21 protein-coding genes and 1 riboswitch are annotated in these 24,472 nt (G+C 56.9%); of the genes, 5 read left to right on the top strand and 16 right to left on the bottom strand.

The window, feature by feature from the left end:
* Nucleotides 1–8: 8 nt before the first annotated feature.
* The gene (locus K8V32_RS09135) at nt 9–842 is read right to left on the bottom strand and encodes a hypothetical protein (RefSeq protein ID WP_303906153.1); all 834 of its coding nucleotides are present in this window, start codon (nt 840–842) and stop codon (nt 9–11) included.
* A 78-nt stretch (nt 843–920) separates the two neighbouring features.
* The gene (locus K8V32_RS09130) at nt 921–1,541 is read right to left on the bottom strand and encodes a GNAT family N-acetyltransferase (protein WP_303906150.1); all 621 of its coding nucleotides are present in this window, start codon (nt 1,539–1,541) and stop codon (nt 921–923) included.
* A gap of 74 nt (nt 1,542–1,615) precedes the next feature.
* Between K8V32_RS09130 and K8V32_RS09125 the strand changes: the two genes are divergently transcribed.
* Nucleotides 1,616–2,233 carry a 5-formyltetrahydrofolate cyclo-ligase gene (locus K8V32_RS09125; protein WP_303906147.1) on the top strand — a complete coding sequence of 206 codons (618 nt, stop codon included), beginning with the start codon at nt 1,616–1,618 and terminating at the stop codon, nt 2,231–2,233.
* Here the strand turns inward: K8V32_RS09125 and K8V32_RS09120 are convergent.
* From K8V32_RS09120 to gcvP, 10 genes are all read right to left on the bottom strand, one after another.
* Nucleotides 2,230–2,454: a hypothetical protein gene (locus K8V32_RS09120; protein ID WP_303906144.1), complete on the bottom strand. Its 225-nt coding sequence runs from the start codon at nt 2,452–2,454 to the stop codon at nt 2,230–2,232. The two genes, K8V32_RS09125 and K8V32_RS09120, sit on opposite strands and share 4 nt — an antisense overlap.
* Nucleotides 2,447–6,361 (bottom strand): DUF4011 domain-containing protein, encoded by a 3,915-nt coding sequence (locus K8V32_RS09115; RefSeq protein WP_303906141.1) that lies wholly within the window; start codon nt 6,359–6,361, stop codon nt 2,447–2,449. The genes K8V32_RS09120 and K8V32_RS09115 overlap by 8 nt, the downstream gene beginning before the upstream one ends.
* A 152-nt stretch (nt 6,362–6,513) precedes the next feature.
* On the bottom strand, nt 6,514–8,106 hold the full coding sequence (gene guaA, locus K8V32_RS09110) for a glutamine-hydrolyzing GMP synthase (RefSeq protein WP_303906223.1): 1,593 nt from the start codon (nt 8,104–8,106) through the stop codon (nt 6,514–6,516).
* A gap of 54 nt (nt 8,107–8,160) precedes the next feature.
* A complete protein-coding gene (locus tag K8V32_RS09105; RefSeq protein WP_303906138.1) occupies nt 8,161–8,709 on the bottom strand; it encodes a DUF3817 domain-containing protein in 549 nt (182 codons plus the stop codon).
* Nucleotides 8,710–8,715: 6 nt separating this feature from the next.
* Entirely contained in the window at nt 8,716–9,648 is a 933-nt protein-coding gene (locus tag K8V32_RS09100) for an SURF1 family protein (RefSeq protein WP_303906135.1), read from the bottom strand.
* A 7-nt stretch (nt 9,649–9,655) separates the two neighbouring features.
* On the bottom strand, nt 9,656–10,792 hold the full coding sequence (locus K8V32_RS09095; RefSeq protein WP_303906132.1) for a GuaB3 family IMP dehydrogenase-related protein: 1,137 nt from the start codon (nt 10,790–10,792) through the stop codon (nt 9,656–9,658).
* Between the two features lie 64 nt (nt 10,793–10,856).
* Nucleotides 10,857–12,398 (bottom strand): IMP dehydrogenase, encoded by a 1,542-nt coding sequence (gene guaB, locus K8V32_RS09090; RefSeq protein ID WP_303906128.1) that lies wholly within the window; start codon nt 12,396–12,398, stop codon nt 10,857–10,859.
* Nucleotides 12,399–12,528: 130 nt separating this feature from the next.
* Entirely contained in the window at nt 12,529–12,909 is a 381-nt protein-coding gene (gene gcvH / locus K8V32_RS09085; protein ID WP_303906125.1) for a glycine cleavage system protein GcvH, read from the bottom strand.
* A gap of 21 nt (nt 12,910–12,930) precedes the next feature.
* Nucleotides 12,931–14,031 carry a glycine cleavage system aminomethyltransferase GcvT gene (gcvT, locus tag K8V32_RS09080; protein ID WP_303906122.1) on the bottom strand — a complete coding sequence of 367 codons (1,101 nt, stop codon included), beginning with the start codon at nt 14,029–14,031 and terminating at the stop codon, nt 12,931–12,933.
* A gap of 12 nt (nt 14,032–14,043) precedes the next feature.
* The gene (gene gcvP / locus K8V32_RS09075) at nt 14,044–16,878 is read right to left on the bottom strand and encodes an aminomethyl-transferring glycine dehydrogenase (protein WP_303906120.1); all 2,835 of its coding nucleotides are present in this window, start codon (nt 16,876–16,878) and stop codon (nt 14,044–14,046) included.
* Nucleotides 16,879–17,008: 130 nt separating this feature from the next.
* A riboswitch (glycine riboswitch) is annotated at nt 17,009–17,100 on the bottom strand.
* A gap of 365 nt (nt 17,101–17,465) precedes the next feature.
* On the opposite strand from gcvP, the gene K8V32_RS09070 reads away from it, so the two are divergent.
* Complete coding sequence (locus tag K8V32_RS09070) at nt 17,466–18,785, top strand: HNH endonuclease (protein ID WP_303906117.1); 1,320 nt, start codon at nt 17,466–17,468, stop codon at nt 18,783–18,785.
* Nucleotides 18,786–18,958: 173 nt separating this feature from the next.
* Here K8V32_RS09070 and K8V32_RS09065 read toward each other — a convergent pair whose 3' ends face one another.
* From K8V32_RS09065 to groES, 4 genes are all read right to left on the bottom strand, one after another.
* Nucleotides 18,959–19,795, bottom strand: a complete 837-nt coding sequence (locus tag K8V32_RS09065; protein ID WP_303906114.1) for a serine hydrolase — start codon at nt 19,793–19,795, stop codon at nt 18,959–18,961.
* 108 nt (nt 19,796–19,903) lie between these two features.
* Nucleotides 19,904–20,374, bottom strand: a complete 471-nt coding sequence (locus tag K8V32_RS09060; RefSeq protein ID WP_303906111.1) for a Cpe/LpqF family protein — start codon at nt 20,372–20,374, stop codon at nt 19,904–19,906.
* A 138-nt stretch (nt 20,375–20,512) separates the two neighbouring features.
* Complete coding sequence (gene groL, locus K8V32_RS09055; RefSeq protein ID WP_303906108.1) at nt 20,513–22,105, bottom strand: chaperonin GroEL; 1,593 nt, start codon at nt 22,103–22,105, stop codon at nt 20,513–20,515.
* A gap of 50 nt (nt 22,106–22,155) precedes the next feature.
* Nucleotides 22,156–22,452, bottom strand: coding sequence for a co-chaperone GroES (groES, locus tag K8V32_RS09050; RefSeq protein WP_303906107.1), 297 nt, complete (start codon nt 22,450–22,452; stop codon nt 22,156–22,158).
* A gap of 215 nt (nt 22,453–22,667) precedes the next feature.
* Between groES and K8V32_RS09045 the strand changes: the two genes are divergently transcribed.
* From K8V32_RS09045 to K8V32_RS09035, 3 genes are read left to right on the top strand one after another with little or no spacing between them, the layout of a single operon-like run.
* Nucleotides 22,668–23,168, top strand: coding sequence for a MarR family winged helix-turn-helix transcriptional regulator (locus K8V32_RS09045; RefSeq protein ID WP_303906105.1), 501 nt, complete (start codon nt 22,668–22,670; stop codon nt 23,166–23,168).
* A 23-nt stretch (nt 23,169–23,191) separates the two neighbouring features.
* A complete protein-coding gene (locus tag K8V32_RS09040; protein ID WP_303906102.1) occupies nt 23,192–23,716 on the top strand; it encodes an MFS transporter in 525 nt (174 codons plus the stop codon).
* The gene (locus tag K8V32_RS09035; protein WP_303906099.1) at nt 23,716–24,453 is read left to right on the top strand and encodes an MFS transporter; all 738 of its coding nucleotides are present in this window, start codon (nt 23,716–23,718) and stop codon (nt 24,451–24,453) included. The genes K8V32_RS09040 and K8V32_RS09035 overlap by 1 nt, the downstream gene beginning before the upstream one ends.
* Nucleotides 24,454–24,472 lie beyond the last annotated feature (19 nt).

The raw sequence follows: 24,472 nt of genomic DNA, 5'->3' as shown, positions 1-24,472 counted from the left end.
CTAGCCCCTTAGATCGCCCGACGACGGTTGAGAACTTTATCAAGATCTAAACGGGTATTGGCTTTTTCGGCGATCTTTTCTTGGTATTCGCTTGAGACGCCTTCCGAAAGCTGCACATCGCGCGATGGAGTGGGCTTCTGCGGTGTTTCCAGTGGCTGCGGTGCTTCACGAGTCACCTCAGGAGCATCCAAGTACATGGGGCGTGGCAGCGGGATCCGGGCGGGGATCGGCGCCGGGGCATCCGCTACGGGTTCTTCGGTATCTTCTTCGATAGCCTGTTGCTGACGTTCTGGTTCATCAGCAAAGTCAAAGACTTCATCATTGCGGTGCGCCAGCGAGGCTCGTCGCTGTTGGTGGGTGGTGTAGGTAGCAATGGAGGTCTCAAGGCCTTCAGAAATGGTGAGTTGTTCGCGTTCTCGGGCGCGCTTTTTGGAGTCCAAGATGACCAGACCGCGCAGGATACCGTAGCATCCTGCGGTAATGAGCAGACAGATCCCGGCCAGTAGCCAGGTTCCTGCACCAAAGATTCCGGCGATGCCGGCAATCAGCATGGTGGTCAGTGAGAGGGCTCCGAGTGCAAAAATGCTTAATCGGCCCCAGCGAATTGAGAATCCAGTGCCGCCGGAGTGCGTAGAAGTGGGGGAAGAATGCATTGCTTTCCTTCGTTGGCGGGATTCACGTCGTTGACGGGTGCGCAGAACCACATCCGGGCGTCGCGCAAGCAAAGTCACGCCGGCTACGACTACAACCAGCACCACTATCGAGCTGGCGATATCGATTTCAGGAAGAAATCCGAGCGTAGCGGCCAGCGACTCTTCAAGCTCTCGGATGCGAGTATCCACGCCTATTACGATATACTGCGGGATCTGAAAGTGGTCGATTTCATGGTCGTGTGTTGCCAGGTTGGCCCAGAGAAATGGTTATGTCAGCCGGGATAAGAGCCCTCCGGGTGGTAATTCGTCTCGCGTTATAGCAAATGATTCGTGATCACGCCAGGTTCCATTGATGTGGATATAGTCTTTTCGGATTCCTTCTGACCGGAGTCCGAGTTTCTCTACCACCCGTAGGGAAGCGGCGTTGTCCGGCACAATATTAATTTCAATGCGGTGTAGGCCCACTCGTGTTAATAGGTAGTCAGTGGCTAAGGCAACCGACCGTGGCACAATATTCTGTCCTGCATAGGTCTGATCGACCCAGTACCCTAACGTCGTGGTACGCATGGACCCCCACAACACGGGTGCTGCAATCATTTGGCCGACGAGTTGGTCTTTCTTATCTGATCTTGAGTTCTTAAATATCGCCCAGGGATAGGAAACGCCGGCTGCACCATCTCGGTTGTGGGCGCGCACCATTGCCGGATAGGACATGGCCTGGTGGTTGCCAGTGGGGTCAGTGGCCTCCCAGGGTTGTAACCAATCGTGGTTGCGTCTGCGAACCTCAAACCACTGTTTGCGATGGGTGTAGCGCAGTGGGGCCAGGATGAGATCTTCATGTTCCAGAATGACCGGCCAGCTGATAGGTAGCGCAGAAAAACGACTCATGATGCACCATTCTAGGAGGTCTGCGTCGTCGACGGTGTGTTTGCTTGGCTGGATACGGGTGTCAGAATGAGATCATGACTCAGGATTCAAAAGATGCACTTCGTAAGCAATTTTTTGCCCAGCGCACCCAATTAGGCGCTCAGGAACGTCAGCGTCAATCGGCGGTGCTCAACGAGCATTTGCTGGGCTGGTATCGCGGTTTAGAGCCTGCACAGCGTCCTTCTGGCAAGGTGACGATGACGATCAAGTTTGGTACCGAGCCCGATACGGATCCGGTCATGCATGCCCTCTACGATGATGGGGTGGAGGTGTGGGTCCCTATTTCTCACGGTGATCGTTCGATGTCGTGGGTTCGTTGGAGCCCGGATGTGGAGATGGTCACCTCCGATTTTGGGCCAATTCAGGAGCCGGTTGGTGAGCGTTTCGGACCAGAACAGGTTGCGGATGCCGATGTCGTCTTGGTGCCTGCCCTGGTCGCAGATACCGCCGGGTATCGTCTGGGCAAAGGTGGAGGTTATTATGATCGGTTCTTAGCGCAACTCCCCCAGCTGACTGATCGCATGCCGTGGCTGGTGACGCCGCTTTTTGATCACGAGGTATTTGACGCAGAAGACAACGTTTTTCCGGTTGAAGCACATGATCTAGCGGTGCAGGCCGTGGTGACGGCTGCCAGAGGGTTCCACTGGGTTTAATAGTGCGGGGGTTTTTCGCCCAGCATCCAGCGGTCACGTGCTGACAGCGGAGTCTTTTTGAGCTGCTTTGCCCTGGGCAGGACGTCGTCTAGGCGCGGTTCCGTGCCGTCTGCTGAGGTCGGACCGGTGCCTGCAGCGGTGGCACGACGTGGTCTGCGCTTGTTGCGCGGCTGCTTCTGGTGTGCGGCCGCGTCGTCGTGAGCTTCAGGAGTTTTAGCCATAGTTATGCCGGTCGTGATCGTCATAGTCGAGGTAGCCGGCTTGTTCCGGTAGCTGGAGTTTCTCGGCGAAGGCTTTGGCGACCCCCAGTGGATCCGTAAAGACGTCGATTGCCCACAGCGCATCATTGTGCCACCCCAATTTGGCTAACTGGGCTGGCACGGTGCGAGTCCTGGTGCGTACTGGTGTGTGGCGGTAGCGAGTCGCACCGTCATAGCTGACTGCCACCGGCAGGTATTTTTCACAGTAGTAGTCCGGCCGATGGTGTTGCGGTGTGTAGAGCAATAGATCGGTGAACTCTTTGGTGTCGAAATGATACGCGGCACCGCGTGCAGACAGGTGTTGGACGAAGTCGTGACTGAGATGGTCCAGGGGTTCAGATTCGGGTGCCTTGACCGGCGGGCCAACTGTGGCGGGCAGGTTGATGAGCAAGTCCCAGAAGTGTTTGGCCCCCGACATGAGATTTCTGGTATTGATTTCTTGTGGGTGAATTGCCGTAAATACGGTGATCTGACGGCGGGCGCGGGTAAATGCGGTCGCGTAGTATTCCACGCCATGGAGTTCAGACAGGGGGCCAAAGTGATGCACCACTTTGCCGGTCGAGGTTCGTCCGTAACCCAGGGTGAAGATCACATGATCTGCTACCAGGCCGTGAGCTCGTTCCATCGGGGCTACGACGAAGCCCTGGCCACTGGGGGAGGTTTCGGTGCTAAAGAACTTCATAGCCCACCGGTGGTTCGGCAGGTTGTAGCGGATCGATTCGGCGATCCTGCGGGCGTGTGCCGGGTTGGCGGCAATCACAACCAGGGATTCTTCGGGTTTGTGTTTGAAGTGTTCAAAGACTGCATCAACGGTGCGGGTAACTTCTGCGGTGGTGGATTCCACGCCGTCGTCACCCATCCCTGGGCTGCCTGGAGTTGTGAGATATTCCACCGTGATGCCGCTTTGCGAGCTGGTGGCGATTTCTTGCGGGGTCGGAGCCCGGTCTAGTCCCCCGTTGTAGAGCTGATCGCCCAGGGTTCGAGCCAAATACTGGTTGACCCCGCGATGCATGACTTTCAGCGGCACCGATGGTAACACCCTGCTGAGTGCGGCATGGACGGATTCGGCTTGGCGGGGTTGTGCAGCGCGTGCCGTGGGGTCCACGGAGACGTGAAAGCCTACGGGTCGTCCAGAGACGGCGTCACCAAAGGCAACTACTTGATCCGCGCGTGAGATTGCGCCCATTCCGGTGGCCAGACCGATGGTTTCGGAGTCCAAGATGAGTACTGTGTCGAAAGTGATCCCGGGGGCAAGATCGGCTAATGCCAACGGCGAGGTCGTATAGATCGGCACCAGGGGTTGGAGCAGCTTAGGGTTGATGCCCAGTATGGTTTCCACCGTTGCAGCACCGGTGCGCAGCAGGCGACGCAGCGAATCTGCGGCGTCTGGGTAGTCCCGGGTTGCTTTCTCCCAGGACACAGCAAGTTTGTGCCGGACGCGCGAGGGCCCGGATTCTAGGTGCGCGGTATCGGCGATGCGGAATTCTTCTTCCAGGCGGGAGAGCTGCCGTCCAGTGGTTGCTGCAAGGTGTTCATCAGCCGAGATCATGGCTTCCAGCGCTGATTGCCACCAGGCAACTTCCAACTCCAGGGTGACCTGGTCTGCGGTAACACCACGTTGCTGGAAATCGATAAGCAGCTCGTCTAATCCTTGTTCGGTGAGCTGGTCAATGACGATGGTACGTTCCGGCAGCGTATGCAACGTTTGGGCATCGTCTACCAGCTGGGAGAGCACATCGTGGAGGTCTCCGGCATCGATGCGGGTCAGATGGTGCGCTTCGGTTGTCGCCGGGGCGAGCATGTCTTGTAATCGGTTGAGGTTGTCATACAGCTGGTGGGTGTCTTCGGCCAGGGCTTCAACCCCGGTCGGGATAACCGGATTGCGTTTTGAGGTAGTCCACTGGTTCCAACCGGTGAGTTGGTCTTGGACTTTGATGAGCGCTTCGTGGAGGTTGGGCACATCAACACCCGGGCGGATGTATTCGCGAGCCAGCCAGCGCAATCTGGTGCGCGTCATAGCTGACATATCGATGTTGTGTTCTTTTCGCCAGGCGCCGGTTGCAGTGGCCGCAATGAGATCGGTGACGGGTCGATCGAAAATATCGGGGGTGAATTTATCCAGGGTGTCGCGCACTTCGCGCAGCAATTCGACTTGTTTGGTCCACTCTTCGATGCTGCTGCCCATGGTCAATTGCGCGTGTGAGGTTGCGCTTTCTAACCTGGGGGCGACGTCTCCAAGATCGTCGTGAACTTGCTGGGCCAGTTCAAGTGCCGCTTCCGCCTCATGTACGTTGCGCAAGCGTGCACCATACCAGGGTGATTCGGTAGACGACTGGTCAAAGGCACCAAGTTCAGCAGCATAGCGCAGCTGTTCTGCGACTTCTTTCCGGTCCACGGTGGCATCCAGTACCGAACGCTTCAGCCGTACCGAGGTGGCCGGAGCCGGGTCTGCATTCATCAACGTGACCAGTTCGTTCATGGCTTGCACTGGCGAGCATTGCCAGCGCTCACGTACTTCGTGTAGCGAATTCGTATGTTCGACCAGCTGGCTGCGCACGTCACGCAGAGTTTGGTGAATCCGTCGTACCGCGGGCTCTTTGGCGCGTTCTGCAGACAGCAGCGAGCGAATCAGTTGTTCGGTAACTTCTTTAGAACCGGTATCAGCCTGTACTCCCAAGACCAGGGGGTCAAGTTGTAAACCAGCAAGCCGGTTCGAAAATTCGGTCAGTGTTGAGGTTTTTTCCGCAATCACCAGGGTCCGTTTGCCTTGCGCTGCTAGCCCAACGGCCGCGGCCACCGCGGTTTGGGTCTGACCGGTACCCGGTGGAGCTGAAACGACGAGCGACTCGCCAGCCAGAATGTGATCGACAGCTTGTTGCTGCGATTGATCTAGATCGACCACCAGTACTTCGTCTGCCGGATCGCGTTCATCCAAAGGTGTTGGGGTGTGCACCAACTCTGGGGCTTGATCCAGCTGGACGGCGTCTTCGGTCCCGGCACCGACTTCATAGAGTTGACTGATGACTTCATGATCAGGGTCCACGACTTCGCGAGATGCGGTGTCGGACAGATCAGCAAACGTGGAAATCAGCAGCCTGTGTTCCACCACGAGTCCACGGATTTTGGTGGTGTGGGCGCGCAGGAGTTCCAAGGCGGGCAGTGGTTCGAGTTTGGCCGTGGTGTAAGCGGCTTCCTCATGGCTTTGTGGGTCCAACGCGATGCCATATTGATCCGCGAAGTAGCGTACCAGTGCTGGGTTGAGTCGGGCTGCCCCAACAATTTGGACGTCGTAGTCATCATGGTTAGGACGAGCCGCTAACCGTATCGGGGCTAATAGTACCGGTGCGGACAGTTGTTGGTTGATACCGTCTTCGGTTACCCGCCAGGTTGCCAGCCCAGCTGCCAGGTAGCCGACATTAATGCCACGATCAGCCAGCAGTTCTTGAACCTTCGTGTCAATGGCTTCTGCGGTGTCGATGCTATGCTGCATGCCGGGCTGATCCCGTAGCAGCGTGGTTAACCGGGTGCGTCGAGCAGATAAGAACTGGGTTAGCCCACTGGGTTGCGAATGAGTGATGTCAATCGAGTTCGATCTTGTGGGCGCATAGCGCAGCATCGTGTCGGTTTCGGTGCCCGTGGCGATCTCGGACAGCCAGCGGGAAAAGTCTTGTTCGGCAACCGCAACCGGATCGACGGCGTCGTGATCTTCATCAGAGGTGCTTTCATCCGCTGATACACTATCGTCGCTGAGATCGTCCGGTTCAATTTCATGGTCAGACTCGCCTGCCGCCACATCGATGTTTTCGTCGACCTGGTCGGCAGACAGCGCTACATCGTCTAGCTCGACGTCATGGTTCTCGCGGCTCACGCTCATCCTTCCTGTGATTGATACAGGTTGCACCTTAATGACTCTAATGCCTTCGGACGCAAGTTTGGCGTTGCCACACCACACGAATCGCCGATAACGCGCCGATCGTCAAAGACTCTGGCTCCGATCAGATATTCGGGCCGGCCAGCCTGTTATTCCCATTCGATCGTGCCGGGCGGTTTGCCGGTGATGTCCAATACCACTCGGTTGATGCCTTCGACTTCGGAAGTTATGCGCTGGGAAATATGATCCAGCAGGTCATACGGGATACGGGCAAATGTCGCGGTCATCGCGTCTTCGGAATGCACCGGACGTAACACGATCGGGTGGCCGTAGGTTCGTCCGCCGTCGCTGACACCAACGGAGCGTACATCAGCCAATAATACGACCGGTGACTGCCAAATCTGTCGATCCAGGCCATTTGCAGTGAGTTCTTCACGCACTATGGCGTCGGCTTCACGCAGCAGGTCCAGGCGTTGTTTGGTGATGGCTCCTACAATTCGGATACCGAGACCGGGCCCCGGGAATGGTTGACGCCAGACGATTTCATCGGGCAGGCCCAGTTTGGAGCCAACTTCACGGACTTCATCTTTGAAGAGTTGACGAAGGGGTTCTACGAGTTCGAACTCAAGATCTTCGGGTAGCCCACCCACGTTGTGGTGGGATTTGATGACCTTCGAGCCATCGGCATCCCCCGATTCGATGACGTCCGGGTAGATGGTGCCCTGGACCAGAAATTTGACGTCGGCGGCTTCGGGGTCGTGAGCCGATTCTGCCACAATGTCGGCTTCTGCTTGTTCAAAAGTTCGGATGAAACGGTCGCCAATGATCTTGCGTTTTTGTTCTGGATCCGAGACGCCTTCAAGTGCGGTTAGAAATTCGTCTTCGGCATCGATCATGATCAGCCGCGCACCATTGGAATCCCCAAATGCCTGTTGAATCTCAGCGGATTCGTTTTTGCGCATGAGCCCGTGGTTGACGTAGACGGCGGTCAGTTGATCACCAACGGCACGCTGTACCAGTGCTGCAGCAACTGCGGAATCCACACCACCCGATAAGCCGATGATTGCGCGTTTGTTGCCGATTTGCTGGCGAATAGCCGCGACTTGTTGTTCGATCACTTGCTCGACCGACCAGTCAGGGGACAGATCGGCGGCGATAAATAAGAAATTCTTGATCGCGGCAAATCCGTTACTGGAATCTTGGGAGGCGAGATTCCAGGCGGTGCCATAGATCTTGGTCTCTGGGTTTTCGGCGGCAGCCACCGGCATGGTGTCATGCGATGCGGTGATCACAAAGCCCTCGGGGGCGTCTACAACGTGATGTGCGTGATTGGTTGCGACGTCTTGGACGGTGTCTTGACCGGAGAATAACACGGCGTTGTCATCAATGTTGGCGACTTCTACGGTGCCGACGTGGTGTTGTGGGGACTCCGCCACGGTTGCGCCCAACGCTTTGGTCACCGCTATGAATCCGCCACCAACAGCAAGTACTGGGATGCCTGCGGTGAGTAGCCGCTGGTCAATAACCGGCAGATCTTCGGTGGCCGTCGAGCGGACGGCAATCACCAAGGCGGCTGGTTGGGCCGCCAGGATAGCTTCTGCACCTGTTGTGTAGGAGTGGACTTCGGAATAGACCTTGGCTTCGCGAATTCGGCGGGCCAGTAGTTGGGCGTCGTCGGAGCCGTAGTCGACAACGATGACGGTGTTTGGAGCCGGAGTTTGAGCATGCTGGGGTGTAGTCATCACGATCTTTATTCTAGAGGACGATCAGTTGGGGCGCCGAGACAGGTTGCGCGGTTAATACCGCAGGACTGCTTCGGGGTGGGTTGCGAGTTCCACTTCGGCTTGGCGGTTGACTTTCTTTTCCACAAAGAACGATAGGAAGGGCACAACGCCACCACCGGCCATGGCCAGCAGTCGGACGCCGCCCCAGCGCATCATTGACCATAACCGGAAACAGGCCAGCAGATACAGTACATATAACCAGCCGTGCACGATCAGCACGAGTAATGAAATGTTGATGCCCTCGACCACCATTTGTTCGTGGTACAGCCCCAAGACGAACTCGGTACCGTCTTCGGTCGTTCCGCCGGCAAAGAGTTCACGCTGGAACCCGTATTTGACGATCATTTGCAGGACCAGCAGCAGCAAGAAGATCCCGGTGAGCCAGGAGGTAAATTTATACAGACCCATGGCGCTGCGGATTTGACGGTGGGTGCCACCGAAGCGGCGTTTCTTTTGACTTTCAGGGCGCGGTGGGGCTTGGCCGATGTCGTCGATCGTGATGTCTTCGGGATCTGGCAGGGTGGCTGGGTCAACCGGTGGGGTGTTGTTTTCGTGTGTCATAACGTTTCACTCGTCTTTCTGCTCATCGGTGCCGTGTCCGTGGTATGCACGGTAGGCACGTTCGGCGGCAGCTTTTTCTTGGCGTGCTTGCTCACGTAGGCGTTGGAGTTCTTTGGCTTTCCAATGTTCTTCCCACAGCTCATCGAGTTCGGCCTCGCGTAGCTCTTTCATGTGGTCATCACGTACGAATCGCCACCACAGATACAACGAGAATATTGCGAAGGTGAACCATTCGATTGCATAGAACACATTAAGCCAGGCAACTTGGGCTTCTTCGGGTTGCGGTGCGGTTTCTACACCCTCAACTCCGGCCCCGGATACCACGTGTTCGGTGCCGTTGACCGCAAAAGTTTCAGCTACCACATAGCCGGCATACAGCGGTTCATTCCACAAGTTCACCAATTCAGCCGTGGCTAACATCTGGGTGCGCTGAGGTTCAATGAAGTGGTTGGTATTGGGCGTGGGCCCCTCACCCGGAATCAGGCGGCCGGTAAATTGGATGGTGTCGGTGGCTGACAGACCCGTGGAGTCTTCAAATAGTTGGGTGAGCTCGTCGCCGGTGGCTTGGATTTCTTCTGCAATCCAACCCCACACCACGGGAATCCGGTTGTTGTCTGCAGCGCCTTGTACGCTGGCGCTGGACACCAGCCAGAGTCCTTGGACGCCGTCATGAAGCCGAGATTCGACCTGGACTGATTTGCGCGGATCCAGCTGCCCGGTGAAGGTGACCATCTGGTCAGCCTGATCAGACATCATCGGCACTCCCGGCTGGAAGTGGTCCGTCAACTCCACAGGTGTTTCGGTGACCTCGTGGGCGCGGGGTTGGTTCGAAGTGGATTGTTCAAATTGCCATTTCGTGAGCAGGACGAACACGGATGCGACCGCTAGGGTCAGCAGCAAGAATCCGATCCACCGGGGCTTGAGGGCTGTTTTCAGCAAGTGGGCATCATCCCGCGTAGGTTTCAGAGATGTGGACTTCAACCTTCTGGAAGTCTTTGAGCTCTGTGTAGCCGGTCGATGCCATCGCACGACGCAGAGCGCCCATGAGGTTCGCGGTGCCGTTGGTGTGACGGGATGGGCCGATGAGCAGTTGTTCCATGGGGGCCACGGTACCCACATGCGTGCGATTGCCGCGCGGGAATTCCGGGTGGGCTGCTTCCAGCCCCCAGTGCCAGCCCCTACCGGGTGCTTCTTCAGCGCGCGCTAGGGTCGTGCCCAGCATGACGGCGTCGGCACCCATGCCGATGGCTTTGACAATATCGCCCGAGTTACCCAGTCCGCCGTCGGCAATGACGTGGACGTAACGACCACCGGATTCGTCCATGTAGTCGCGGCGTGCTTCGGCGATGTCAGAGATGGCAGTGGCCATGGGCACGCGAATACCCAGGGCCCGGCGTGTGGTCGAGGATGCTCCCCCACCAAAACCTACGAGCACACCGGCTGCACCGGTACGCATCAGGTGTAGTGCCGGGGTGTAACCGGCCACTCCCCCGACGATCACTGGAACATCGAGTTCGTAGATAAACTTTTTCAAATCCAGTGGTTCTTTGGTTTCGGAGACGTGTTGTGCCGAAACCGTTGTGCCACGGATGACGAACATGTCTACACCGGCGTCAACAACCGTCTTGTAGAACTCTTGGGTCCGTTGGGGTGTCAGTGCTCCGGCGACGACGACGCCGGCCTCACGGATTTCTTCTAAGCGTGCCGAAATGAGTTCCGGTTGGATGGGTGCTGCGTATAGCTGCTGGAGGCGTGCGGTATTTTCTGGTGAAAACGACTGTGCTTCAAGCGTCGCGATTTCATCTAGCACTGGCTGGGGGTCTGCATAGCGGGTCCACAGGCCCTCCAGGTTCAGGACGCCCATGCCGCCGAGCTTGCCGAGTTGGATGGCGGTGGCCGGTGACATGACCGAGTCCATGGGTGCGCCGATGACGGGCATGGAGAATTTGAAGGCATCGATTTGCCAGTCGAGCGAGACGTCTTCGGGGTCTCGGGTTCTCCGGGTTGGCACGATCGACACGGCGTCCAGGGGTCTGGCGTGTCTGCCGCGCTTGCCTCGGCCAATTTCAACTTGGTACGTCACGGTTATCCAATTTCTATCCGGGATCGGATGGTCAGGGTGTGGGAACGGTCCACTGTCAGCTTAGCTAGGCTCGGTAGTTTGGTGCTTCAACGGTCATCATGATGTCGTGCGGGTGGGATTCTTTCAACCCGGCGGCGGTAATGCGAACAAAACGGCCATCGCGCTGCAGGGCAGCGATGTCTGGGGAACCCGTGTAGAACATGGTCTGGCGAAGACCACCTTCTAATTGGTGCAAGACCGCACCCAGTGGGCCGCGGTATGGGACCTGGCCTTCGATGCCTTCTGGGATGAGTTTTTCGTCATCGGGCACATCGGCTTGGAAGTAGCGGTCCTTGGAATAGGAGCGCGAACCGTCTCGGGTTTGCATGGCACCCAGTGAGCCCATGCCGCGGTAAGTTTTGAACTGTTTACCCTGGTAGAACACCAGGTCACCGGGTGATTCGGCGGTTCCGGCCAGCAGGGAGCCCAGCATAACGGAGTTGGCACCGGCCACAATGGCTTTGCCGATGTCGCCGGAGTGTTGTAGACCGCCGTCGGCAATCACTGGGACGCCGGCGGGGATCGCGGCTTTGGCGGATTCATAGATCGCGGTGATCTGTGGGACGCCAACACCGGCGACGACGCGAGTCGTACAGATCGAGCCGGGGCCCACGCCAACTTTCACAGCATCCACCCCGGCGTCCACGAGGGCTTTGGCACCCTGGTAGGTGGCGGCTTGTCCGCCGATGATGTCAACGTGTTCAGCTGCTGGTTCGGCTTTAAGTTTTGCGACCATATCCAGCACACCCTGGGTGTGGCCGTTAGCGGTGTCAACGACGAGCACATCGACGCCGGCTTCCACCATGGTCATGGCGCGTTCGTAGCCGTCGCCGAAAAAGCCCACGGCGCCACCAACCAGCAGGCGGCCTTCGGCGTCTTTGGCGGCGTGGGGGAATTCTTGGGCTTTGTCAAAGTCTTTGACGGTGATGAGGCCTTCAAGTTTGTTGTTCTTGTCAACGAGGGGCAGTTTTTCGATGCGGTGTTCCTGCAGCAGACGCATGACTTCATCGCGTTGCACGTTGAAGGGTGCCGTGATCAGCGGCATCTGGGTCATAATCTCATTGACCTTGGTGGTTGCGTATTCTGCGCGAGGAATAAAGCGAGTATCGCGGTTGGTGATGATGCCCTGCAAAATGTCGTTTTCATCGACAACGGGTAGGCCTGAGATCCGGTAGCGGCCACAGAGTTCATCCCATTCGGCCAGACTGGCATCCGGCAAGATGGTGACCGGGTCGGTGACCATGCCGGACTCGTTGCGCTTGACCTTGTCGATCTCGGAGGCTTGGTCTTCGATGGACAAGTTGCGGTGGATGACCCCGAGTCCGCCGTAGCGTGCCATGGCGATGGCCAGCGGGGATTCGGTCACGGTATCCATGGCCGCAGAGATGATCGGGGTGTTGATGCGCACGCGTTTGGTCAGTTGAGTGGAGACGTCGGCATCGGCGGGGATGACATCGGTCATGTTCGGTAGTAACAAAACGTCGTCATAAGTCAGCCCTACAAACCCGAACGGGTCGTGGGCGGAAGTAACAGGTGCAGATGATGGCCCGGAAGTGTGGTCGGTCACTGGATACTACCCTTTCAAGAAAGCCGTTGCTTTCTATAATAAGGGCTCTACCGGTGCGATTATTCCGAACGTCGCCGTGGGCGGCATTTCATCGCAGACCGTGAACACTCCCGGGCCATTTCAGTGCAGATTATTCTACAGAGGCTCCGGTTTGTTCAGCGTATTGCTCCGGGGTGAGGAGCTCGCCTTCTTCGGTGACATCGACGGTAAACAACCAGCCTGCCCCGTATGGCTCTTCGTTAATACGTTCCGGGTTCTGGATGACATCTTCGTTGACTTCAACGACAGTTCCGGTAACCGGTGAGTACAGTTCTGAGACTGATTTGGTCGATTCCAGTTCGCCGCAGACTTCACCGGCGGTAACAGTGTCGCCGGCTTCGGGAAGTTCGGCAAAGACGACGTCGCCGAGTTGGTCGGCGGCATATGCGGTAATGCCAATACGAACCGGGTCTTCGTCATTGAGCCATTCGTGTTCGGCTGAGTAGCGCAGATCAGATTTTACAACGGTCATGAGGTGTCCTTCTGTTTGGTGTTAGCGAGAGTAAAAGGGCGTTTTGGTGATGACAAACGGAAGCGCTTTGCCACGGACATCAACATCGACTTGCGTGTCGAGGTCCGCGTGGGCTGCATCAATATAACCCAGCGCTACCGGTTTGGACAGGGTGGGCGATGGAATACCGGAGGTGATAACACCCACGGTCTTGCCATCTACCAGGATTTCGGAGCCGCTACGAGCTGCACGGCGTTGATCACTGGTCAGACCGATGAGAACCTGCCGTGGGGTCTGTTCCCGCAGCGGTTCCAGGGCGGTGCGACCAACGAAGTGTTCCGGTTTCTCAAATGACACGATGCGACCCATGCCGGCATCAAACGGCGTGCGTTCGGTCGACAGCTCATTACCGTAGAGTGGCATACCGGCTTCCAACCGCAGCGAGTCACGGCTGGCCAGCCCGCACGGGGTGATCTCCACACCAATGTCCAGGCTAAAGATCCGCTCCCAGAGTTGGGCGATGTCGGCATTAGGGGTGATGATTTCAAAACCATCTTCCCCGGTGTAGCCGGTGCGAGCGAGGATCCAGTCATTGCCATTGACCAGGATTTCGGTAACCCGATAGTTTGTCAACGAGGTGGCTGCCGCCGCGAAATCTTCCCCCAGAGCGGCTACCACATCAGCTGCTTTGGGGCCCTGAATACCAACCAGGGAAAGATCTGCGGTGGCATCGACAATTGTCACCTCCATACCCTCGGTACGAGCCACCACCGCATCGGAGACAGCTTGTGCATTGCCCGCGTTTGGAACCATCAGATAGCGGTCTTCGCCCAGCCGGTAGACAATCAAGTCATCCAGAATGGTGCCTTCTTCAGTGAGCATGACCGTGTATTTGGCACGGCCAATGCTCATCTTGGAGAAGTCTCCAGCCAGAGCCGTGTTGAGGCCTTTGACGGCGTCGGTACCGGAAATAAACACTTCGCCCATGTGGGAGAGATCAAAGATACCTACGGCCTCGCGAACCGCTTTGTGCTCGGTCATCTCGGAAGAATATTTCAGCGGCATATTCCAGCCATTGAAATCGGTAAAGCTGGCACCCAGTGCCTCATGTGCTTCAAATAATGGCGTGGTTTTCAACGTCATCTGGTCAGACTCCTACTGCAATTCAAAAGCTTCTGGTGGCGGGCACGAGCACACCAGGTTGCGGTCGCCACCGGCCTGGTCGATACGTGAAACCGGGGTGAAATATTTATCCACTTGCAATTCAGGTACCGGGAAGGCAGCTTGTTCTACCGAGTAAGCACGGTCCCAGTCGGAGCTGACCACATCAGCCACCGGGTGTGGTGCGTAGCGCAGTGCGGAGTCTTCGACGGCGATCTTGCCGTGTTCAATTTCCGCAATTTCTTCACGGATGGTCACCATCGCGGTAATAAACCGTTCTAGTTCGTCCATGTCTTCAGATTCGGTCGGCTCCACCATCAGAGTCCCGGGTACCGGGAAGGCCATAGTTGGCGCATGGAATCCAAAGTCCATCAGACGTTTGGCCACATCTTCTGCGGTAACCCCGGTATTTTTGGTGATCTCACGCAGATCCAGAATGCACTCGTGGGCCACCAGATCATTCAAGCCGGTGTAGAGCACCGGGTAGTGATCTTTCAGTCGATGGGCCAGGTAGTTTGCTGAAGCCACGGCAACCTGGGTGGCCTCTTTCAGCGCGTCAGCACCCATCATGGTGATGTAAGCCCAGGTGATCGGCAGTACGCCTGCCGAACCGTATCGGGTTGAGGCAACCGGGGTCGCGCTCTGTGACAGTTCGTGATTGGGGTCAGCTGGCAAATATGGTGCCAGATGTTCGGCAACACAGACCGGGCCAACGCCTGGACCGCCACCACCGTGTGGGATCGCGAAGGTCTTGTGCAGGTTCAGGTGCGAAACGTCGCCTCCGAATTTACCCGGTTGTGCCAACCCAACCAGCGCGTTGAGGTTTGCCCCGTCGATGTAGACTTGTCCGCCAACGTTGTGGACTTTTTCGCAAATCTCGACGACGTCGGTGTCGTAGATGCCCGCAGTAGAGGGATAGGTGACCATAATCGCGGCGATGCGGTCACCGTGCTTGTCGAGGACCTCATCAAGATGGGTCGAGTCAATCGAACCGTCCTCGGCTGTTTTGACCACGATGACTTGTAGTCCGGCAAGTACAGCCGATGCGGCGTTAGTGCCGTGGGCCGAGGCCGGGATGATGCAGATATCGCGGTCGTCTTCGCCCTTGTCCAACAGGTAGTGGCGGATGGCCAGCAGGCCAGCATATTCACCAACCGAGCCGGCATTGGGCTGCAGTGATACGGCCGCATAACCGGTAATGGCTTCCAATTTGGATTCCAGATCCTTGATCAGTTCAATCCAACCGGTGGCCTGATCATTTGGCGCATACGGGTGAATACCGGCCAGTTCCGGCCAGGTAATAGCTTCCATCTCGGCGGCCGCGTTGAGTTTCATAGTGCAGGACCCAAGTGGAATCATCGTGCGATCCAGCGCCAAATCGCGATCTGCCAGACGACGACAGTAACGCATCATGGCGGTTTCGGATCGGATGGTGTTGAAAATTTCATGGGTCATGAACTCAGATTCACGCACCAGCTCGGCTTGGATGGCTGAATCAGCTGTTTCGACCAGGGTGGCGCCAAAGACCTCAGCCACCGCCTTAATGTCTGCTTCGGTTGTGGTCTCATCGGTTGAGATACCAACCTGGTTGTTAGAGAAGCGACGCAGGTTGTATCCGGCACCCACCGCTTTGGCCATGGTCCCCTCAACGTCTTTGACGGTCACGACAACCGTGTCGAAGAAGTGTTCGGCTGCTAGTTCGTAGCCGGCGTCGCGCAGTGATGCGGCCAGTCGGGCGGCCATCGTGTGCGTACGGTTGGCGATCTCGGTGACACCTTCTGGGCCGTGGTAGACCCCATACATACCGGCCATGACTGCCAGCAACGCCTGGGCGGTACAGATATTTGAGGTCGCCTTTTCACGGCGGATGTGTTGTTCACGAGTTTGCAGGGCCAGTCGGTAGGCTGGCATGCCGTTGGCGTCTTTTGAAACACCAACCAGACGACCTGGCATCTGACGGACCAGGCGTTCATGGGTTGCCATGTAGGCGGCGTGGGGTCCACCGTAGAATAACGGAACCCCGAATCGCTGCGTCGTTCCTACGGCGATATCGGCACCTTGTTCACCGGGTGGGGTGATCATGGTCAGCGACAACAGATCGGCGATCACGCTGATCATCGCGCCGCGTTCTTTGGCTTCGTCAAAGACCCTCTGGTGGTTGGCAATGGCACCATCGTTACCGGGTTGCTGGACAATGACACCACAGATGTCACCTTCGGGTAGTCCTTCGGTTGCCAGATCCACCAGGATAGTTTCAATCCCCAGTGGACGAGTGTGGCCCAGGACGACGGCCAGGGTCTGCGGGAAAATATTCTTATCGATCACAACGGGATCGTTGGCATGTTTGCGGTTGGCGCGGCGCATCATCAGGACGGCTTCGGCTGCTGCAGATGATTCATCCAGCAACGACGCGTTGGCGATTTCCATGCCGGTCAGATCCGAAACCATCGTCTGGAAGTTCAGTAGGGCTTCGAGTCGTCCCTGAGAAATCTCTGGCTGGTAGGGCGTGTAAGCGGTGTACCACCCGGGATTTTCGGTGACATTGCGACGGATAACTGCCGGAGTGATCGTGTCATAGAACCCCTGACCGATCATGGATCGTTTCAGTGTGTTCTTTGAAGCGAGTTCACGCAGGCGAGCCTGGGTTTGAGTTTCAGTCAATGGCTCGGGCAGGTCCAACGGCTCTTCTTGAACAATATTTGCCGGCATTGCCGCAGTGGTCAATGCATCCAGGCTGTCATAGCCTAGAGCTTCCAGCATCTCCTCGACACCGGATTGACGGGGGCCGAGATGTCGATGGCCGAATTTGGAAAGATCGTAAACGGTCATGGGTCTCCTTGGGTGTGTGTGGATAGATGAATCCGCTGTACCCCTCCCCATCTGTTACTGACCTGAGAGTTTGCCAGTCTCCTGGTTGCCCCGTCGGTGAGTCGATATTTCGACTACTTTCCAGATCTGCCTGAAGCAAGCGGTTGGGATACCTGAGAGATTCCTGGGGAGGATGTTGCACCGTCGGTGCCCACTTGACGTGGGCTCTCCCGCTTACTGTCTACGGCCTATGTATTCTTTTATGCTTCGGGTCACAGTATAGCCCGAAGCATAGTGTTTGAGAACTTTAGGAGCCTTAGGATCAAGAGGCATTGATCACCTCCGAAACAATATCGGCAAACAACGAGGTCATTGACTCTTACATCCTTAGCAGACGTCATCCCGACGTATAAGCAAGTATTTAACCTATCGACGGCCATCTCCCACATGTCTGAATTCACTCTTAGCGCCACAAGATCCTGTTCTATAACAACAATTTCGGGATAGCCAATAGTAGCGGTTTCCACAGCTGTGGTGGTGAGGGGCGGTTGTCCACATTGTGGGTGATTGGGGCTTACCATGTCCTACCCTCTGACTAGGATGGGGATATGGATACACAGGATGTGGCAGCAGGAAACGCGGTGCAGCGGGCGATGGCGCTGCTGAGTTCGTTGCCGGATCCTGATTCCCAGGAGTCTTGTATTGATCGGCTCCAGTTGGTGGAGCAAGCCACCAGGATGCTGGCCGGCGATAAAGCACAGACCACGTCCAGGTTTGTGGACTACCGCGAAGCTGATGAGGCCGCCTTGCGGGTCCCGACCTCCGATCGCCTCAAAGGCATTGAAGCAGAAGTGGGGTTGGCTCGCGGGGAATCCCCGTATGTGGGGGCAGCCCTGACCTATACGGCCACGGCATTGACCACCGTGTTACCGCAGACCTTCGCGGCGTTGAACGCGGGCCGGGTCAGTGAATACCACGCCCGGGTGGTCGCCGAACAAACCAGCCATCTTGCCGAAGCCCATCGTCGCGAGATTGATGCGGCCATTGCCCACCGGTTGGGTAAGGCCTCCACTTCCCAGTTGCGTCGACTTATCCAAGGCCACGCCTACCGGTTAGACCGGGCGGCCGCTGAGGCCCGGGCAGCAGAGAATAAACGCAAGCGGCGCGTCTGTCTGGATCCGGCCGGCGATGGGTTGGTGTATGTCACCGCCGAACTGCCCACCCACCAAGGCCTAGCGGTGATGGACACGATCAAACAACTCACGGACAAACGCATCTCCGCGGGTGCGGCCCTCGATGAGCACGGGGAACCCTTGACCCGGGATCAGGTCATGGCCGATCTCTTCGTCGAGCTGCTCACCGGTCAAACCACCGCCGATGGGGTCAGAGCCGAAGTTGTTGTGGTCATGCACGACACCACATTCTTCGGCGTTGATGATCTGCCCGCCTGGTTACTGGGCGAAGGCCCCCTGCCAGCCGGCACGGTTAAAGACTGGCTAGCTGATCCCCACGCGGCAAAGTTTTTCCGCCGGCTCTACACCCGGCCCACCGATGGGCAGCTGGTGGCCATGGACTCCCGAGCCCGCCGCTTCCCCGACGGGCTGGCCAAGATGCTGAAAATTCGTGAGGACACCTGTGCCACCCCATGGTGTAACGGCCCGTGCCAAGAATCTGATCATCGCATCCGTTGGGCTGACGGAGGGGCTACCGGTTGGACCAATGCCACCGGGCTCTGTCGACGCTGTAACCAGCGCAAAGAAAACCGCGGATGGACCTACACCGGCACCCCAGATGAACTCACCGTCACCACCCCAACCGGACACTCCTACACCGTGGAGACCCGGCCACCATTAGCCGAGATCAAACACTGGAACAGCGACCCACCACCACTCGGCGCAATCGACATCGCCTGGGCCACCGCGGCCTGATCTCAACCTGCCCTCGCCGACCTAGCGCTGGGAAGTGAACCTCTCGTGGTCACGCTGCGAAAACATCCTGGACACCAGGCACGTGGTGCGTCATCACTTAACGGTGGCGCACCACCCCAACACGATCTCCGGGAAGAACTCTGGGTATGCGAATAGGATATGGAACTCAAGGCTCAGTCCTGGCTAATTCCAGCTGGCCTGGGGTCATACGTCAATTCAATAGCCGAAGATGCGAGCTGAAAGAACTGCGCGTGGGATTTCGTACTGATTCCGGCAGGCTCATCGGTGTTGGCCTGGATGACCACCACATATCCCTCACCGTCGGCATCTTCCAGATACCAACTGCCGGTAAGCACCCCTAAGGATGATCCGCCTTTATATCCCACATAATCCCATGCATCCTGGTTTACACCGGGGTTCTGGCTTAGAATCTCACGCACTGTGGCGTCGTCGTGTTGTTGTAATGCCACGTGCACCGAGGCGATATCTCGCGCCGAAGCGTACCAATCCACACCCTGTGGCCACAGTGGGTCACCACCGACAGCAATATCATGGGGACTGATCGACTGATGTTCCAGCTGCTCCAATAACGCGTACTGTTCGTCCTGGTTTCCGTTTTGCCAGATTTCTAAATATGCGGGATCGCCCCAACCGATTTGAAAGAGTTCTCGAGTCGAGACAAAGGGCCACATCAACGCAGGGTCGTGGTGACCAGCTTGAACAACGGCATCCTCAACGGCTTGTCTCCCGACCGCCTGGATGAGCACATCGGTCGCGGTGTTGTCGCTGATCTCGATCATCTTCGTAGCGGCTTCTATCACTGTCACCTGTGTACCATCGGGGGCGTCTTGGAGTTCACCGGATGGCAAGCTGCGATTCTGGGGCGACACCGTCAGTACCGTCCCCCAGTCAAGATCGCCGCCTTCGACGGCGTCGGCTACAGCCAGCAGGACATAGAGCTTAAAGATGGAACCTAGCGGGGCGGGTTCATCAGCACCGTGTGCCAGCACGGCGGCCTCTGGAGAATCTATGGCATCCGCTGGCGTGATTAACGCATGGACTGTGGCAGGAAAATCATCGAGAAGTTCGCTCCAGTCCTCCAGCGACGCCGGAGCTCTTCAACCGTCAGTACTTGGGCCAAAGAAGAGGCCCGTAATGAGCGAATCCGTATCCACGGAGACTGTCATTTCGATTGGATCGGATATTGGACTGGTCAGGGTGGTCACAGCCTGGCGGTCACCGCCGTCGTAGTTGGTCACAGTGAATGGTTGAGCTGGGCGAAGATTCTGGTTGAAAAGCTCCACCAGCTCTGCAACAGAGACTTCTTCGGTGAAGCTTGGGTGCAATGTTGCTTCCCAGTCTTCGGCGGTGGTATCTTCTTCGGCATTCAACAGATCAACGATACGTTGGGATTCTTCGCCAGCCGGAGTCTCCGTGGCAATGTCAACCACCTCAGTTGCGGCTTCTTGAGGTGTGGATTGTGTTTCATCAGAGGATGTGGTCGAGTCATCCGCATTCGAGCAACCAGTTACGGTCAGACTTGCCGCGAAGACACTCGCGAGTACGGTTTTCCAGCTGCGAATAGACAACGTCAACAATCTCCTTTGAAGTTCGCACAGATCTTTGGCATGCTCGATCCTACATGGTCAAACAGTCTGGTTTGACAACAAAACCTCCGCCCGAAAATCGAGCGGAGGTTTTGACTGATCGCTAAGACGTAGGAGGACTTAGTCTTCGTCTTCTTCTACTTTGTCAGCAACGAGGGTTTCGGTGGTCAAGACCATGCCAGCGATTGAGGCAGCGTTCCACAGCGCAGAACGGGTCACCTTGACCGGGTCGATGATGCCGGCATCCACCAGGTTGCCGTATTCACCGGTTGCGGCGTTGAAGCCCTCATTTGGTTTCAGTTCAGCAACGCGAGAGACAACAACCGAACCGTCTTCGCCAGCGTTTAGCGCAATCCAGCGAGTTGGCTGGACAATTGCGCGGCGAACCACGTTCACACCTGCCTGCTGATCCGATGACAGGTCTTTCAGGGTATCGGCTTCGTCAAGTGCGGAGGCTGCGTTGATCAACGCGGTACCACCACCGGCGACGATGCCTTCTTCCAGTGCTGCGCGGGTCGAAGCGACGGCATCTTCGATGCGGCCCTTGCGCTCTTTGAGCTCAACTTCGGTTGCGGCACCGACCTTGATCACGGATACGCCACCGGCCAGTTTGGCCAGACGTTCCTGCAGTTTTTCACGATCCCAATCGGAGTCGGTTGCTTCGATTTCAGATTTGATCTGGGCAACGCGATCAGCCACGTCCTGGGCTTCGCCTGCACCATCAACAATGGTGGTTACTTCCTTGGTCACGGTCACGCGACGAGCGGTACCCAGAACTTCCAGACCAACCTGATCCAGTTTCATGCCCAGGTCTTCGGAGACGACCTGTGCACCGGTCAGGGTGGCGATGTCCTGCAACATGGCTTTGCGGCGGTCGCCAAAGCCTGGGGCTTTGACGGCAACAGCGTTGAGGGTGCCGCGCAGTTTGTTGACGACCAGGGTCGATAGGGCTTCACCGTCAACGTCTTCAGCAACGATGAACAGCGGTTTCTTTTCCTGCAGGACTTTTTCCAGCAGTGGCAAGAAATCCTGGACGTTGGAGATCTTCGACTGGGTCAGCAGAATATATGGATCTTCCAGAATGGCTTCCTGACGCTCAGCGTCGGTAACCATGTATGGCGACAGGTAGCCCTTGTCGAATTCCATACCTTCGGTGATTTCCAGTTCGGTCTGGGTGGTCGAGGATTCTTCAACGGTAATCACACCGTTGACACCCACGGTGTCGAAGGCTTTGGCGAGCAGTTCACCAATTTCGTCTTCACCCGAGGAAATAGCCGCCACGTGGGAGACCATGTCACCGGAAACTTCCACGGCGTTATCCAGCAGGCGTTGCTGCAGAACTTCTACTGCAGCTTCGACACCTTTTTTGACTTCACCAGGTGCAGCACCGGCAGCAACCAGGCGCAGACCTTCATTGACCAGAGCCTGGGCAAGAACGGTTGCGGTGGTGGTACCGTCACCGGCGATATCCTGAGTTTTGGTGGCAACTTCTTTAGCCAGCTGTGCGCCCATATCTTCGAATGGGTCTTCCAGCTCGACGTCGCGAGCGATGGTCACGCCGTCATTGGTGATCGACGGTGCGCCCCATGCCTTATCGAGGACAACGTTTCGACCTTTTGGACCAAGAGTGACTTTGACTGTGTCAGCCAACTTGTCCACACCGGCTTGCAGTGCGCGACGAGCATCGTCGTTGAATAGCAGTTGTTTAGCCAACTGTTCTCCTTCGTAGTTCGTTTCGAAAAATGCTTAGCGAAGTGTCAGACTTATTTTTCGATGACGGCCAGCACGTCACGAGCGGACAGGACTAAGAATTCCTGGCCACCGTATTTGACTTCGGTGCCACCGTATTTGGAGAACAGCACGACGTCGCCTTCAGCAACGTCAACGGTGATACGTTCGCCGTTGTCAGCAACGCGGCCCGGGCCTACTGCGACAACTTTGCCTTCCTGTGGTTTTTCCTGAGCGGTGTCAGGAATAACAAGGCCCGAAGCAGTGGTCTGCTCGGCGGCCAGTGGTTCAACTACGATACGGTCCTCTAGAGGCTTGATGGAGACAGCCATGAATCTCTCCTACTAAGTAAAAGGTAAATATTGTTCAATGTGCCGGGCAAGCCAACCGTCGTCGCGGGTGCCGGATGGCTGGAACCTAAAGGCTTAGCACTCGCATGCCGCGGGTGCCAATTTCCAACTGTATTCGCCGTTTAGCACTTGGTCAAATAGAGTGCTAATTTCTTCGACGCTTGCAAATATGTATAAAACATTTATATAATCTATTTATGCATTCTTCTGATGACGCGGACCAGCCTGACGCAAATCATCACACCGAACAACAGCAGGGCACCTCAGCCGATCAGCGGCCGCTGGCTAATCAAATCGTCTCAGCCTCGTCACGTTTTGCCCGAGTTGTCACCCAGGTAGCCAACATTGAAATTTCTGCGGTCTCAATGCGAGCGCTGGGCTATATCGAACGCCACGGACCACAGCGGATCTCACACATGGCAAGTTATGAATCCATTTCGCAGCCGGCGATGACTTCTGCGGTTAACCGGTTGGCGGATGGCGGCTTGGTCGTACGTGCACCCGATCCAGCCGATGCGCGAGCCCAACTGGTCGAGCTCACCGATCAGGGGCAGCACATGTTGGATGAGTATCGCAGCCAGGTAGCCACGGTCCTGCAACCGATGCTAGAAAACTTCTCCGCAGCCGACTATGCCGTCATTGAGCATGCCGTGGAGTTACTAGAGACCTTGGCCAATGATCTGACAGGGAACGCCTAATTGTCGAAAGCAGCTGATTAGTCATGTCCAGTGCGACCACTGGCCGCTTGATCCACCAGCCCGCCAGCGTCTGGGCTATCACCTTTGCAACAGCCGTCTCGTTTGTCGGCATTGGGTTGGTGTCTCCGATTCTGCCGACAATTGCTGATTCCCTGGACGCCACAGCCCTGGAATCCATGCTGCTGTTCACCTCCTATTTATTTGTCACCGCCTGCACGATGTTCTTTGCCGCAGCGATCTCGGCACGCCTCGGTATTCGAACCACCCTGGTCACCGGGTTAATCATCATCGTGGTCTTTGCCAGCATGGCCGGACTCTCTGACACCATCGGGCAGGTCATCGGACTGCGTGCTGGCTGGGGGTTCGGCAACGCCTTATTCGTCACGATGGCACTGGCCGGAATTGTTGGCGCATCGTCCGGCGGGTCTGCCCCGGCGATCATTTTATATGAGGCAGCCGTTGGGTTCGGGATGGCGCTTGGCCCACTGGTAGGGGCACACTGGGGACCATTTCCTGGCGTGCCCCATTTCTGGGCACCGCAGTGCTGATGACGATCGCGGCCACCACCGTCCTGGTATTCGTCAAGCCGCTACCAAAAACCTCCGCGGCCCCGGTGACAGCAGGCTTGCGAGCCCTGAGTATGAAGCCACTGTTGTTGTGGTCAACCGCCTCGTTCATGGGCAACTTTACGATCATATGTCTACTGGCCTATGCCCCGCACGCCGTGGCCACTGCCGCGCAAGCATCCGGGGTCGGGCACTCGTCGTTGATGCTGGGCGCCGTATTCTTCGGCTGGGGTACCGCACTGGCGATCTTTTCGTTGACCCTGCCGGCACCGATGATCAAATACCTCGGTATGCTCCCCGCTATCCTGATCACCCTGACGATGATAGCCGTGGGCTTTGTGGTTCTGGCACTGAATACACACAATTTGACGGTCGTCATCATCGGCATCATTTTCTTAGGTGGCGTCCAAGGCGCAGCCAATACGATCTTTACCGAAGGGGCCCTGAACGCCACGGAGCTGCCACGGCATATTTCGTCGTCAGCGTTTTCTGCATTTCGATTCTTTGGTGGCGCGATCTTCCCGCTGGTTTCTGCCCCGTGTCTTGCCCTCTGGGGCGCACCGGGACCATTTTGGGCCAGTCTGATCGCAGCGCTGTTAGCGTTTGTGGCCTTGAGCGCGGGCTATCGGGTCTTGCCGTTAGCCCAGCGTCGTCCGGGTGCACTATTGGCCAAGATCATCGCCCGACGGCGCCACTTCGTGGATACACCCGGCCGCTAAGAACCGGGTACGCTGGAGG

Origin of the sequence: Enteractinococcus helveticum, assembly GCF_020742345.1 — a bacterium.
GTDB classification, from domain to species: domain Bacteria; phylum Actinomycetota; class Actinomycetes; order Actinomycetales; family Micrococcaceae; genus Yaniella; species Yaniella helvetica_A.
The sequence above is the reverse complement of the archived record's forward strand: the minus strand, read 5'-3'. Positions and strand labels throughout refer to the sequence as shown.

Coding starts and splice junctions, on each gene's coding strand:
- K8V32_RS09130 (WP_303906150.1), bottom strand. CDS start 1,541: ATGAGTCGTTTTTCTGCGCTACCTATCAGCTGGCCGGTCATTCTGGAA.
- K8V32_RS09125 (WP_303906147.1), top strand. CDS start 1,616: ATGACTCAGGATTCAAAAGATGCACTTCGTAAGCAATTTTTTGCCCAG.
- K8V32_RS09120 (WP_303906144.1), bottom strand. CDS start 2,454: ATGGCTAAAACTCCTGAAGCTCACGACGACGCGGCCGCACACCAGAAG.
- guaA (WP_303906223.1), bottom strand. CDS start 8,106: ATGACTACACCCCAGCATGCTCAAACTCCGGCTCCAAACACCGTCATC.
- K8V32_RS09105 (WP_303906138.1), bottom strand. CDS start 8,709: ATGACACACGAAAACAACACCCCACCGGTTGACCCAGCCACCCTGCCA.
- gcvH (WP_303906125.1), bottom strand. CDS start 12,909: ATGACCGTTGTAAAATCTGATCTGCGCTACTCAGCCGAACACGAATGG.
- gcvT (WP_303906122.1), bottom strand. CDS start 14,031: ATGACGTTGAAAACCACGCCATTATTTGAAGCACATGAGGCACTGGGT.
- gcvP (WP_303906120.1), bottom strand. CDS start 16,878: ATGACCGTTTACGATCTTTCCAAATTCGGCCATCGACATCTCGGCCCC.
- K8V32_RS09070 (WP_303906117.1), top strand. CDS start 17,466: ATGGATACACAGGATGTGGCAGCAGGAAACGCGGTGCAGCGGGCGATG.
- groES (WP_303906107.1), bottom strand. CDS start 22,452: ATGGCTGTCTCCATCAAGCCTCTAGAGGACCGTATCGTAGTTGAACCA.
- K8V32_RS09045 (WP_303906105.1), top strand. CDS start 22,668: ATGCATTCTTCTGATGACGCGGACCAGCCTGACGCAAATCATCACACC.
- K8V32_RS09040 (WP_303906102.1), top strand. CDS start 23,192: ATGTCCAGTGCGACCACTGGCCGCTTGATCCACCAGCCCGCCAGCGTC.
- K8V32_RS09035 (WP_303906099.1), top strand. CDS start 23,716: ATGACGATCGCGGCCACCACCGTCCTGGTATTCGTCAAGCCGCTACCA.